Below are 12,069 nucleotides of genomic sequence, written 5' to 3' on the forward strand. Positions count from 1 at the left end.
GCAATGACGGAAGATGGCGAAAGGCCTGAGAACCCACCGATGGAATCCGTACAACTCGTCATCCTCTTCGGCATCGTTATAGGCCTGATGTACGGCGCCGTCGGTCTGCTCAGCGGCTTCTGCCTGATGAGCAGCATGCGGGGATGGTTGGCGGAGGGGGATGGGCGGCTTGTGCGGAGCTACGCGCTGGCGATTGCGGTTGCGATCGCCGCCAGCCAGTTCCTCGCCGGCGGCGGCATGGTCGACCTCAACAAGTCGATCTACCTGCAGACTTCGTTTTCACCGGCAGTACTGTTCCTGGGCGGCCTGCTGTTCGGCTACGGCATGGTGCTGTCGAATGGCTGCGGCTCGCGGGCGCTGGTCCTGCTCGGCCGCGGCAATCTCCGCTCTTTCGTCGTCGTGATCGTTCTCGCCATCGCCGCGCAGATGACGCTGAAGGGCCTGATCGCGCCGGCGCGTATCGCGCTGGTGCAAGCCTCGCAAACGACCGTCAGCGCAAATTCGCTGCCCTCCGTGCTGGTGATGCTCGGTCTCTCGGAATCACTTTCGCGCGCGCTTGCCGCCGCCGCGACCGTTGTCGCGCTGATCCTGTTCGCTTTCGCTCACCCGGCGTTTCGACGCTCGCCAGGGCAGATCGCAGCAGGTGTCATTGTGGGCCTGCTCGTCGCCGGCGGCTGGTACGTCACCGGCTACCTCGGCGCTGACGATTTCAACCCCGTCCCGGTCACCTCCCTCACCTTCATCGCGCCGATCGCCGATACCCTGCAATACGCCATGCTTTCGACCGGCCTGACGCTCAACTTCGGCGTCGCGACGGTTGTCGGCGTCTTCGGCGGTAGCTTCGCGACGGCGCTCGCAACGGGCCGCTTCAAGCTCGAAGGCTATTCCTCGCCGCGCCACATGGTGCGCTCGGGGAGCGGCGCGGCGCTGATGGGCATCGGCGGCGTGATGGCGTTCGGCTGCTCGATCGGGCAGGGCCTCACCGGCCTTTCGACGCTCGCGCTGGGGTCATTCATCGCGTTCGCCGGCATCCTGCTTGGCACGACGGCAGGCCTGCGCGGTGCACTGCGGGCTCACCCCCTCGCAGTGGCCTGACCGCGCAGCAGTCGATCGCCCAGCGTCGCAAGACCGATGCCGGTGACGATCAGTCCGGCCGCGATGGCAAGGCTGGTGTCGATCGGCTCACTCAGCAGGACCGCGGCACTGGCGATGCCGACAAGCGGCGTCGCGGTGGTCCCGAGCGACGTCGTCAGGGCCGAGATGCTCTTGTTGACCATTGACATCGCCCAATAGGCCAACGCCGTCCCGATCAGGCCCGAATACAGGAAGAGCGACACAAGCCTCCATGACCACTCGACGTGCGGCAGCCCGTCGATGATCATCGCCAGCGCCGATAGCACGGCCGTGGCCACGAGCACCTGCCAGAGCAGGAGCTGGAGCGGCGATGCGATCCAGCGATGCGCGCGGATATAGATGATGTTCGCGGCCCAGGAGATCGCGGCGAGGATGACCATCGCGGCGCCGAGCAGGACGCCTGCATTGGTCCAGTCAATCGAGGATGGATTCAGGATGACGGCAAGCCCGATCAGTCCGAGCAGAGCGCCGGCAAGCTTGGGCGCGGTCAGCGCCTCCTTTCCGAGCACGGGCGCGGCGAGTGCGACCCAGAGCGGCGTGGTGTAGCCGAGCACGATGCCCTTGCTTGCGGGCAGGAAGCGCAGGCCCGCGGCGACGAGGGTTGAGAACAGCGTCATGTGCAGCAGCGCGACGCTGAGGATCACGGGAATATCGCGTCGTTCCGGGATCACCAGATTCTTGCTCAATCCGAGGATCGTGATGAGGCCGACCAGCGCGATCCAACTTCGGATCGCCGCGGTCCATAGCGGTGGAACGAATTGCACGAGTTGCTTCGTCATCGACCAGTTCACACCCCAGGCCAGCACGACGATGAGGAAGAGGCCGACGGCCGCGCGGGATGAGAGTGAGTTCATCTCGGAGTCCTTGAAGCAGTTCACTTCGCCGGATAGCATCGTACTGGTACCTGAAAAAGTACCAGATTTGAGAATAGGAAGATGCCAGTTCTGGAAGACGTGATCTCCGCTCTGGTCGACTTGAAACGGACGGACGACGCGGGGCTGGTGACGCAGTTGACGAGCCAGCTCAGAGACCTGATCGCGAGCGGCCGTCTCGGCAAGGGGCGGGCGCTGCCGTCGAGCCGTCGGCTCGCGGGCGATCTCGGCGTCTCCCGCAACACCGTCACTCATGCGTACGAGCAGCTTGCCGCCGAGGGATATATAGAGGCGTCGCACGGCCGCCGTCCGGTGGTCACGGTCGATGGAGGCGGACGTAGGATAGGAGCGGGTGCTGCTGTGGCGCGCGAACGCTCCGGTAAGCCGCAACTGTCGCCCTGGGCCTCTAGTCTCAAGCAGACCGACTGGCCGATGTCCTATCAGGCATCACTAAGGCCGTTGCGCCCGGGGCACGGCGATTTCAGAGAGTTTCCGGACGAGGTCTGGGCGCGTTGCTTGCGCCGCAATGCGGTGCGTGCTGCCAGGCGCGAGCTCGGCCCGGTTAACCGGACGCGCCTGCGCGAGGTGCTCGCGGATTATCTGGCGACCAGCCGGGGTGTCCGGGCCACCGCAGACCAGATCATGATCCTGCCGAGCGCACAGGCTGCGTTGACCTTGATTGCCACGACCGTTGTCACGCCCGGCGATGACGTCTGGGTCGAGGATCCCGGTTATCCCGGTGCTGCGGCTGCCTTCCGGGCGTACGGTGCACGCGTGAGCGGTATCAGACTGGACGAGCAGGGTATGCAACGGATGCCGGGGCTTGCGGCACCAAAGCTGATCTTTATGACACCCTCCCATCAGCATCCGACCGGGCGGCTGATGTCGCTGTCCCGCCGCACCGAGTTTCTCGGCCTGAGCAGGCCCGGCAAGACCTGGATCGTGGAGGACGATTACGACGGCGAATTCCACTACGACAGCAGGCCGGTTCCGGCCTTGCAGGGACTCGATGCCCATGGCCGCGTGTTCTATGTCGGCACCTTCTCGAAGGCGATGACGTCGGATATCCGGCTTGGCTATCTCGTCGCGCCGCCGGCACTGGCCAACACCTTGGAGATCGCGCAGCGGCATATTGGGCTGATCGCTTCAAGTCACATCCAGGAGGCACTCGCCGAGTTCATTGCTGACGGCCATTTTCTCGCGCATCTGCGCCGGATGCGCCGGCTCTATCACGCGCGCCGCGATCACCTCGTCGAGGAACTGGAGCGACAGCTGGGCGGTATGCTCTCGATCGAAGTGCCCCCCGGAGGCATCCAACTCGTCGCCCGCCTCAAGCGCGGTCGCACTGATCAGGCGGCGGCGAAGCGGCTGGTTGCGGCAGGGGTCGAGACACGCGCCTTGTCCAGCCTGGCGCTTGGCCGGCCCCGCGATCACGGCCTGCTGCTCGGCTTTGCGGCCTGGCAGGAGTGCGAGATCAGCGCGGCCGTGCGGACGATGGCATCGTGCTTCTAGAAGGCCGCGTCAATCAATCGCCTTCGTCACGATGCGGATCTCCGATGTCAGCGTGCGGTGCACCGGGCATTTGTCGGCGATTTCCATCAGCTTCTTGCGTTGTTCTGCATCGAGGGCGCCGTCCATCGTAATGCCACGCTCGATCTGGTCGAGCATGCCATCGCGCGTTTCGCACTCCGCGCAATCCTTGGCGTAGATCTTGGAGTGCTTCAGCGTGACCGTGACGCGGTCGAGCGGCAGTGACTTGCGGTCGGCATAGAGCCGCATGGTCATGGAGGTGCAGGCGCCGAGGCCGGCAAGCAGGAAATCATAGGGACCGGGCCCGGCATCCGCGCCGCCGGCCGCAACGGGCTCGTCCGCCACCAGATGATGCGGCCCGACAGTGATGATCTGGTTGAACTTGCTCTTGCGGGTCTCCTGCACCACGACCTGGCGTGGCACTTCGGCGAGATCCATGGTTTTCGCGGGCTTTGCAGTGTCGATGTAGCGACTGGCCCAGGCGGCGATCACGTCGGCTGTGTAGAGAGCGTCAGCGGGTTTCGTCAGGAGATGATCGGCATGGTCCAGCGAGACGAAACTCTTGGAGTGCTTGGCTGCAATGAAGATCTTGGTCGCATTGTCGATGCCGACTGTGTCGTCGACAGGCGAGTGCATCACCAGCAGCGCCTTGTGCAGGCTGGTGACGTTCTTCATCAACTCGCGCTCGGCGATGTCGTCGAGAAATTCACGCCTGATCCGGAATGGGCGGCCTGCAAGCGAGACTTCCACTTCGCCGTGCGCGCGGATGTTGTCGATGTGCTCCTTGAAAAGGCCAGTGACGTGGGCGGGATCGGACGGCGCCGCAATGGTGACCACCGCCTTGGCCTCGGGGATTTGTCCTGCTGCGGCCAGGATCGCGGCACCACCGAGGCTGTGCCCGACCAGGATCGACGGAGCCCTGCGGACGCTGCGCAGATGGTCGGCCGCACGAAGGAGATCGGCGACGTTGGAGGAAAAGGTCGAGTTGGCGAAGTCGCCTTCGCTGGAGCCGAGCCCGGTGAAGTCGAAGCGCAGCACTGCGATGCCCTTGGCCGCCAGTGCGACAGAAATCCGTTTGGCCGCCAGCGTGTCCTTGCCGCAGGTGAAGCAATGAGCGAACAGCGCGAAGGCCGCGGGCTCGCCGTCGGGCAGCTCAAGCGCGGCCGAAAGCTGATGGCCGCCTTCTCCGGTGAATTGAAAGCGTTCCGTCGGCATGGGCTTCCCCCGTCCTCGCTTGAACCTAGTCGTTCGAATAGCGCTGTTCGGTCCAGGGATCGCCGCGGTTATGATAGCCGCGGACTTCCCAGAAGCCCGGCGCGTCCTCGGTCAGGAATTCGATGGCCTGGAGCCATTTTGCGCTTTTCCAGAAATAGAGGTGCGGCACGACCAGCCGAACCGGACCGCCGTGTTCCTCCGTCAGCGGCTGGCCCGACCAGCTATGGGCGAGCAGCGCATCCTCTGCAGCGAAATCCTCGAGCGCGAGGTTGGTGGTGTAACCGTCATAGGAATGCAGCACGACGAAACGAGCATCCTCGCGCGGCTGGCAGGCCGCCAGCAACTCGCGCGTGGCAAGCCCCTTCCATTCATTGTCATAGCGGGACCAGGTCGTGACGCAATGGATATCGGAGGTGAACCGCGCCTGCTTTTGCGCGATGAACTCGTCGAAGCTCCAGAACACGGGAGTTTCGATCGCGCCGTAGACGTCGAGGCGCCAGCGCTCGCGTGAGACCGGCGGTACGATGCCGAGATCGAGCACCGGCCAGTCCTTGGTAAGGTGCTGGCCGGGCGGCAGGCGCTGGGCTTCCGGACGTGTGACCTTGCCGGTGAGAAACCGGCCCTCGCGGGCCCATTTCTCCTTGGTGCGCGTCAGCTTGCTGTCGGGCGGCGCCTTGTCGTCAGCCATGGCCGTCCAGCTTCTCCGTCTCGTGTTGAAGAGGCCTACATCGCCTTTCCAAGCAGAAATGGCAACTGCCGGGGGCCTCTCACCGTGCCTTGTGACCAGGTCACCGTGCCTGCCGGATCCAGCCGGAAGTCTGGGATCCGCTTTAGCCATTCCTCCAGCGCCACCTGCATTTCCATGCGCGCCAGGTTGGAACCGACGCAACGGTGGATGCCGAGGCCAAAGGCGGCGTGGCGGTTTTCGCGTCGGTCGATCACGACTTTGTCAGCATCCGGGAACATCTTGGGGTCCCGGTTCGCGGCCGGGAAGGACAGCAGCACCATGTTGCCCGACTTGACCGGGCAACCCGAGATCGTGGTCTCCTTGACCACCTCGCGCGCCATTGTCACCGGCGAATAGGCGCGCAGCAGCTCCTCAACCGCGGTCGGGATCAGCCCTGGCTCGGCGATCAGACGTTCGCGATCGGACGGCGTCTTCGCCAGATGCCAGAGCGAGGAGCCGATCGCGCTCCAGGTGGTGTCGATGCCGGCAATCAGCAGCAGGCGCAGCGAGCCCAGCACATGGGAGTCCTCGAGCGGATTGCCGTCCTTGCCCCTGGCATTCGTCAGGTACGAGATGAGGTCGTCGGTGGGCTTGTTCTTGCGCGCTTCGATGTGGCCGCTGAAATAGGCTGTCATCTCCTGCACGGCCTGGAGCAGCTTGCTCTCGTCCTTGATGCCGAGTTCCAGGATCATGTGGATCCACTTGATGAAGAGATCGCTGTCACTCTCGGGGATGCCGAGCATGTGGGCGATGGCCCGCACCGGGATGTATTTGCTGTAGCGTGCGGCAGCGTCGACCTTGCCGTCGGCAATGAATTCGTCGATCAGCTCGTTGCAGATCGCGCGGACCCGCGGCTCGAGCTTCTTCATCGCATCAGGGGTAAATGGCGGCAGCAGCAACTGCTTGGCGGGTTTGTGCTCGGGCGGATCTGAGGTGATCGGCGGGGCTGCATTCCTGGCGACCTCCGGGCGCACATCGCGGACGATGATGCGGCGCGAGGAGAAGTGCTCGGTGTCGTTGGCGATCTCGCGCACGGCTTCATAGGTCGTCGGCAGATAGCAGCCCAGGAAGCGTTTCGTGTGCACCACGGGACTTGTGGCGCGCAGCTGGTCCCAGATCGGAAAGGGATCCTCCGTCCATTGCGGATCGGTGTGGTCGAAATCATGGACCCAGTCGGTCACGGGCGGATGGGCGGCGGGCTGGTTGACGTCGGACATGGCCGGGAAATCCCTTGGCTCGAATTCGCTGAAAGCACGCGGCTTGACAGTGGTCGCGCTACTCCTCGATCACATCGATTGCGATCTCCGGGCAGTTGGATTTCGCAAGCCAGGCCTTGTCTTCGAGCCCCGGCGGGACAATGCCGTCGCCGGCTTCGTGCGCGTTGCCGTACTCGTCAAGATCGAAAAGCTCCGGCGCGAGTGCCTTGCAGCGGGCATGGCCCTGGCATTTGTCGGGATTGACGTGAACCTTCAGTCGCTCTGCCATCGCGGCTTCCTTGGTCGTGTGCGCAGGGCCCAAAGGGCAGCGCGTTTCCTCGTCTTATTCTTAAGTTATATCCTATTACATTCGCGGCGGACTTCCCCTGTCAAGCGCAAACTTATAGGCTTCGCCGCGACATGCGTTCACAACTCGCCCGCAAGCCCGACAAGACCTACCACCACGGCGATCTTCGCGATGCGCTGATCAAGGCCGCGCTACGCGAGGCGGAGCAGGGCGGTGCCGAGGCGATCAGCATCAAGGCGCTTGCCAAGAAGCTCGGCGTCTCGCAGCCGGCACCATACCGGCATTTTGCCGACCGCGAGGCTTTGATCGCGGCGATCACTGCGGAGGCGTTTCGGCAATTCTCGGCACTTCTGCGCGAGGCGATGGCAAAGCAGTCGAAGCAGTCGAAACTCTTGCGGCTGGCGCTGACCACCCTCGATTTCGGTCTGCGTCGCAACGGTATCTACCGATTGATGTTTGCTTCGCGCACGGTGTCGTGCGCGGCCAAGGGCAGCGAGCTGCACGAGGCCACGCGGGAGACCTTTGCGCTCGTTATCGAAGCCTTGGAAGCCCCCGCCGTCGGCTATTTGCGCGAACGGCAGGCGCTCAAGATCTGGGCGGCATTGCACGGCGTGGTGATGTTGGCCGAGCAGGGCCTGTTCACCGGTGAGGCGGCGCACGCGACCCGCGAGGAACTGGTCGAGGATTTCGTCAACGAGACCAAGGCTGCCCTCACAGTCGCGATTAGGGATGCGCGCCGCCGGACAAAGGCGGGGGCTTAAGCCTTCGCTTTCAGCAGCCTCATCAGCTTGTCGACCGCACTGTCCGGCGTCGTCACGACCGGGCGGCCGGTGGCCTCCGCAACCAGCGGCGCAGCCGCCGCGATGCTGAATTGCGCGAGCGCGATGACGTCGCAATCGCGGAGATCGCGGGACGCTTCCGCGAGCAGGCGATCATGTGCGGCGCGATCGCCACAATCGAGTGCGGCCAGAGCGCCTTCGGCAAGTTTCGGCACGATTTGGACCGAGGCGGGAAACTCGGGCGGCATCGACGCCAGCGTCGGCGGAAAAGTCGAGAGCAGGCCGATGCGCTTGCCCATGGTCACGGCGCGTTCGATCATGGCCTCGTTCGGCTTCAGCACCGGTATCGACGCATGTGCGCGTGCGACGGCCTCGATGCAGGGTCCGAAGGCGGAGCAAGTGAACAGGATCGCGTCCGCTGCCGTGGCCGTCGCATAATGACCAAGCGCGAGGAAGCGCCCGGTCATGGCGTCGGTGAGCGCTCCCTCGCACGCCAGATCTGCCGACAGGCTGTCGTCGAGCAGATTCATCAGCCGTGCCTCGGGCCAGGCCTTTGCGAACGCGGCCTCGATCGGGGCGATGGAATGCTTGAGGGCGTGGATGAGGGCGACGCGAGGAGCCGTCGTCATGAGGGAGACGTCAATTCTTCACCTTCGGATCGATCGGCGTCGTGCCGCGCAGGCCCAAAATGTCCTCCAGCACCTTCGCGCCGGCGATCACCTGCGCATCGGCGCGGGGGGCGCCGACCACCTGAACGCCGACCGGCAGGCCCGACTGTGTGAAGCCGCACGGCAGTGACAGCGAGGGGCAGCAGGCGAGCGTGACGGCATAGACGATGCCGAGCCACTCGACGTAATTGTCGAAGCGCTTGCCGGCGCATTCGGCGACATAGCGGTGCTCGATCGGGAAGGGCGGCACGATCGTCGTCGGCACCAGCAGGAGGTCGTAGTTCTTGAAGAACTCGACGGCCCGCGCGGTCATGTCGACGCGCTGCGCCTCGGCGCGCCCCAGCTGCTCGACCGTGAGCTTGAGGCCTTCCTCGATGTTCCAGATTACCTCGGGCTTGAGGAGGTCGCGCTTGGTGCGCAGCAGATTGGCCTTGGTGATCGCGAAATCGAAGGCGCGCAGTACGTGGAAGCATTCATGCGCCTCGCGCCAGTCCGGATGCGCCTCCTCCACGATCGCTCCGGCTTCCGCGAAGCGCTCCGCGGCCTTGCGCGTAATTGCCTTAACCTCGGGATCGACCGGCGTAATGCCAAGATCGGGTGAATAGGCGATGCGCTTCGGCCTCTTGCCCGCCTGTGCCGCCGACAGGAACGAGGTTGCGGGGGCGGGCAGCGACAGCGGATCATCTGCATAGTCGCCGCTCATTGCATCCAGCAGCAGCGCGAGATCATCGACGTTGCGCGCCATCGGGCCGACGACGCCGAGATTGCGATCGATACCCGACTTAGGAGTGTGCGCGACGCGCCCGATGCTCGGTCGCATGCCGACGACGCCGCAGAAGGCGGCAGGGTTGCGCAAGGAGCCGCCCATGTCGGAGCCCTGCGCAAGCCAGGCCATGCCGGTCGCGAGCGCCACCGCCGCGCCGCCGGAGGAGCCGGCTGCTGATTTCGTCGTGTCCCAGGGGTTGAGCGTCGCGCCGAATACCTCGTTGAAAGTGTTGGCGCCGGCGCCGAATTCGGGCGTGTTGGATTTGGCGTAGACCACCGCGCCGTTGGCTTCGAGATTCTCGACCATGAGGTCGGACTTCGCGGGGACGTTGTCCTTGAAGATCGGTGAGCCCTGCGTGTTCAGCACGCCCGCGACGTCGGTCAGATCCTTGATCGGTAGCGGGAGGCCCGAGAGCAGCCCGCGCGCGCCGGCCGGCTTCCGCATCAGCGCCTTGGCGTTATCCCTTGCACGATCGAAGCATAATATCGGCAGCGCGTTGACCTTGCCGTCGACCTCCTTGATGCGCGTCTCCAGCACATCAAGCAGCTCGAGCGGCGAGACGTCGCCGGACCGCAGCTTGTCGACGACGGTGCAGGCGGTTTCGCGGATCAGGTCTTGAGACAATTATCGTACTCCTGTGCTTATTGTGTCTCATTGCGAGCGCAGCGAAACAATTCAGGCTGGCGCCGCGGATATGGTCCTTGTTGGTTCGCTGCGCTCGCAATGACGGAAAACTAACCCCAGCCCGCGCTGATGCCACCGTCCACCGTGTAGATCACGCCCGACGTGTAGCCAGAGCGATCCGAGCCCAGGAACGCCATGAGGTCGCCGATCTCGCGCGCATGCGCAGGGCGCCCGAGCGGCAGGCTCTTCTGGAATTCCTTGTAGCGGCTCTCGTCGCCGAACTGATCCCTGGCCCGCGTCTTCAGCCGCGTGACGTGGCGATCGGTGCCGACGGGTCCCGGATTGATACCGACCACGCGGATGTTGTCGGCGAGGCTCTTGCTGCCGAGCGCGCGGGTGAGGGCCATCAGCGCGGCATTTCCGGCACTGCCGCAGATGTAATTGGCGTCGAACTTTTCGCCAGCCGCGCCGATGTCGTTGATGATGACGCCGCCGCCCTTCGCCTTCATCTGCGCGTAGATGTACCGCGTCAGGTTGATGTAGCCGAACACCTTCAATTCCCAGGCGTGCCGCCAGGTCGCCTCGTCTAATTTGTCGATCGAGCCCCCGGGGATGTCGCCGGCATTGTTGACGAGCACGTCGATGTCGGCGGCTTCCTTCGCCAGTCGCTCCACATCCTCTCCCTTGCGCAGGTCGACGATGCTCGTTGCGGCGTCGATCTGGTGTGCGGAGCGCAGGCGCTCGGCCAGCACCTTGAGCTGATCGCCGCTGCGGGCGGCGAGCAGGAGATTTGCACCTTCCTCGGCGAACGCCTCGGCGGCAGCTGCGCCAATGCCCTTGGACGCGCCGGTGATCAGGACGCGCTTGCCACGCAGATGCAGATCCATGAGGGTACTCGCAGGAGAGGAACAGGATCAAATCAGTAGGCGCTCGACCGCGCCATGGTCAACATTGCAGTGCAGCGTTGCGCCGCCCGCGACTTTGGTCCATTGCAGTGCGATCAAAACGCGGCGGCTACCAGACCAACCAAGGACGTTCTCGATGAGCAAGAAACAGTACCGGATCGCGGTCATTCCCGGCGACGGCATCGGCAAGGAAGTCATGCCCGAGGGCCTTCGCGTTCTGGAGGCGGCTGCGAAGAAGCACGGCGTCTCCGTGCATTTCGACCATTTCGACTTCTCGTCCTGGGACTATTACGAGAAGCATGGTCAGATGATGCCGGACGACTGGAAGGAGAAGATCGGCAAGCACGATGCGATCTATTTCGGGGCGGTCGGCTGGCCGGCCAAGATCCCGGACCACGTCTCGCTGTGGGGCTCGTTGATCAAATTCCGCCGCGAGTTCGACCAGTATGTGAACTTGCGCCCGGTGCGCCTGATGCCCGGTGTGCCTTCCCCGCTGGCGGGCCGCAAGCCCGGCGACATCGATTTCTGGGTGGTGCGCGAAAACACGGAAGGCGAGTATTCCTCCGTCGGCGGCCGCATGTTCCCCGACACCGACCGCGAGTTCGTGACGCAGCAGACGGTGATGACCCGCACCGGCGTCGACCGCATCCTGAAATTCGCCTTCGAGCTCGCACAGTCGCGGCCGAAGAAGCACCTGACGTCGGCGACCAAGTCCAACGGCATCTCCATCACCATGCCCTATTGGGACGAGCGCGTGGAGGCGATGGCCAAGAAATTTCCCGGCGTGAAGTGGGACAAGTACCACATCGACATTCTCACGGCGAACTTCGTGCTGCATCCGGACTGGTTCGACGTCGTGGTCGGCTCTAATCTGTTCGGCGATATCCTCTCCGACCTCGGCCCGGCCTGCACCGGCACCATCGGCATAGCGCCGTCAGGCAACATCAATCCGGAAGGCAATTTCCCCTCGGTGTTCGAGCCGGTCCACGGCTCGGCGCCCGATATCGCAGGGCAGGGGATCGCCAACCCGATCGGCATGATCTGGTCGGGCGCGATGATGCTGGAGCATCTCGGCGAGAAGGAAGCCGGAAAGTCGATCGTGGACGCAATCGAGCGCACGCTGGCCGAGCGCACGCTGCGCACGAAGGATCTCGGCGGCAACGCGGACACCACGGCCTGCGGCAAGGCGGTCGCGGATATGGTGGATTAGTTGACTGCCCCCTTGTGGGAGAGGGCGGCTTCGATGCGACGCATCGAGGGCGGGTGAGGGGTGTTCTTTCCGCGTGGGGGGCGTCTCATTCGAGGATAGTTCCTTCGCCGGGAGAGCCCCTCATCCGGCGCCTCGC

General features: G+C 64.3%; 12 protein-coding genes. 4 read left to right on the forward strand and 8 right to left on the reverse strand.

The window, feature by feature from the left end; genetic code table 11:
- Positions 1-39 precede the first annotated feature (39 nt).
- Positions 40-1,095 carry a YeeE/YedE family protein gene (locus ASG57_RS07580; RefSeq protein WP_024340033.1) on the forward strand — a complete coding sequence of 352 codons (1,056 nt, stop codon included), beginning with the start codon at positions 40-42 and terminating at the stop codon, positions 1,093-1,095.
- Here ASG57_RS07580 and ASG57_RS07585 read toward each other — a convergent pair.
- Positions 1,074-1,988 carry a DMT family transporter gene (locus ASG57_RS07585; protein ID WP_057195979.1) on the reverse strand — a complete coding sequence of 305 codons (915 nt, stop codon included), beginning with the start codon at positions 1,986-1,988 and terminating at the stop codon, positions 1,074-1,076. The two genes, ASG57_RS07580 and ASG57_RS07585, sit on opposite strands and share 22 nt — an antisense overlap.
- Before the next feature lie 81 nt (positions 1,989-2,069).
- Here ASG57_RS07585 and pdxR point away from each other — a divergent pair, with 81 nt between their 5' ends.
- Entirely contained in the window at positions 2,070-3,518 is a 1,449-nt protein-coding gene (gene pdxR, locus ASG57_RS07590; RefSeq protein WP_029674129.1) for a MocR-like pyridoxine biosynthesis transcription factor PdxR, read from the forward strand.
- Positions 3,519-3,527: 9 nt separating this feature from the next.
- On the opposite strand, the gene ASG57_RS07595 is transcribed toward pdxR, so the two are convergent.
- Genes ASG57_RS07595 through ASG57_RS07610 form a run of 4 tightly spaced genes read right to left on the reverse strand, consistent with a single transcriptional unit; the run spans position 3,528 to position 6,963 of the window.
- Positions 3,528-4,751 (reverse strand): bifunctional alpha/beta hydrolase/OsmC family protein, encoded by a 1,224-nt coding sequence (locus ASG57_RS07595; RefSeq protein WP_024340030.1) that lies wholly within the window; start codon positions 4,749-4,751, stop codon positions 3,528-3,530.
- A gap of 25 nt (positions 4,752-4,776) precedes the next feature.
- The gene (locus tag ASG57_RS07600) at positions 4,777-5,439 is read right to left on the reverse strand and encodes a sulfite oxidase-like oxidoreductase (protein ID WP_024340029.1); all 663 of its coding nucleotides are present in this window, start codon (positions 5,437-5,439) and stop codon (positions 4,777-4,779) included.
- 35 nt (positions 5,440-5,474) lie between these two features.
- Positions 5,475-6,695 carry a cytochrome P450 gene (locus ASG57_RS07605; RefSeq protein WP_024340028.1) on the reverse strand — a complete coding sequence of 407 codons (1,221 nt, stop codon included), beginning with the start codon at positions 6,693-6,695 and terminating at the stop codon, positions 5,475-5,477.
- Between the two features lie 58 nt (positions 6,696-6,753).
- Entirely contained in the window at positions 6,754-6,963 is a 210-nt protein-coding gene (locus tag ASG57_RS07610; RefSeq protein WP_024340027.1) for a ferredoxin, read from the reverse strand.
- Between the two features lie 131 nt (positions 6,964-7,094).
- Between ASG57_RS07610 and ASG57_RS07615 the strand changes: the two genes are divergently transcribed.
- Positions 7,095-7,742, forward strand: a complete 648-nt coding sequence (locus ASG57_RS07615) for a TetR/AcrR family transcriptional regulator (RefSeq protein WP_024340026.1) — start codon at positions 7,095-7,097, stop codon at positions 7,740-7,742.
- On the opposite strand, the gene ASG57_RS07620 is transcribed toward ASG57_RS07615, so the two are convergent.
- The 3 genes from ASG57_RS07620 to ASG57_RS07630 all read right to left on the reverse strand — a co-directional run bounded on the left by ASG57_RS07620 (position 7,739) and on the right by ASG57_RS07630 (position 10,705).
- Complete coding sequence (locus ASG57_RS07620; protein ID WP_024340025.1) at positions 7,739-8,389, reverse strand: arylsulfatase; 651 nt, start codon at positions 8,387-8,389, stop codon at positions 7,739-7,741. The two genes, ASG57_RS07615 and ASG57_RS07620, sit on opposite strands and share 4 nt — an antisense overlap.
- A gap of 10 nt (positions 8,390-8,399) precedes the next feature.
- Complete coding sequence (locus tag ASG57_RS07625; protein WP_024340024.1) at positions 8,400-9,818, reverse strand: amidase; 1,419 nt, start codon at positions 9,816-9,818, stop codon at positions 8,400-8,402.
- 110 nt (positions 9,819-9,928) lie between these two features.
- A complete protein-coding gene (locus ASG57_RS07630) occupies positions 9,929-10,705 on the reverse strand; it encodes an SDR family oxidoreductase (RefSeq protein ID WP_024340023.1) in 777 nt (258 codons plus the stop codon).
- Between the two features lie 154 nt (positions 10,706-10,859).
- On the opposite strand from ASG57_RS07630, the gene ASG57_RS07635 reads away from it, so the two are divergent.
- Positions 10,860-11,933, forward strand: a complete 1,074-nt coding sequence (locus ASG57_RS07635; protein ID WP_024340022.1) for a tartrate dehydrogenase — start codon at positions 10,860-10,862, stop codon at positions 11,931-11,933.
- Positions 11,934-12,069 lie beyond the last annotated feature (136 nt).

It is taken from the genome of Bradyrhizobium sp. Leaf396 (assembly GCF_001424605.1).
Classification (GTDB): Bacteria; Pseudomonadota; Alphaproteobacteria; order Rhizobiales; family Xanthobacteraceae; genus Bradyrhizobium; species Bradyrhizobium japonicum_C.

Bases quoted from the DNA above. Each gene is read 5' to 3' on its own strand.
- ASG57_RS07580 (WP_024340033.1), top strand. From the start codon at position 40: ATGGAATCCGTACAACTCGTCATCCTCTTCGGCATCGTTATAGGCCTG.
- ASG57_RS07585 (WP_057195979.1), bottom strand. From the start codon at position 1,988: ATGAACTCACTCTCATCCCGCGCGGCCGTCGGCCTCTTCCTCATCGTC.
- pdxR (WP_029674129.1), top strand. From the start codon at position 2,070: ATGCCAGTTCTGGAAGACGTGATCTCCGCTCTGGTCGACTTGAAACGG.
- ASG57_RS07595 (WP_024340030.1), bottom strand. From the start codon at position 4,751: ATGCCGACGGAACGCTTTCAATTCACCGGAGAAGGCGGCCATCAGCTT.
- ASG57_RS07600 (WP_024340029.1), bottom strand. From the start codon at position 5,439: ATGGCTGACGACAAGGCGCCGCCCGACAGCAAGCTGACGCGCACCAAG.
- ASG57_RS07605 (WP_024340028.1), bottom strand. From the start codon at position 6,695: ATGTCCGACGTCAACCAGCCCGCCGCCCATCCGCCCGTGACCGACTGG.
- ASG57_RS07610 (WP_024340027.1), bottom strand. From the start codon at position 6,963: ATGGCAGAGCGACTGAAGGTTCACGTCAATCCCGACAAATGCCAGGGC.
- ASG57_RS07615 (WP_024340026.1), top strand. From the start codon at position 7,095: ATGCGTTCACAACTCGCCCGCAAGCCCGACAAGACCTACCACCACGGC.
- ASG57_RS07620 (WP_024340025.1), bottom strand. From the start codon at position 8,389: ATGACGACGGCTCCTCGCGTCGCCCTCATCCACGCCCTCAAGCATTCC.
- ASG57_RS07630 (WP_024340023.1), bottom strand. From the start codon at position 10,705: ATGGATCTGCATCTGCGTGGCAAGCGCGTCCTGATCACCGGCGCGTCC.
- ASG57_RS07635 (WP_024340022.1), top strand. From the start codon at position 10,860: ATGAGCAAGAAACAGTACCGGATCGCGGTCATTCCCGGCGACGGCATC.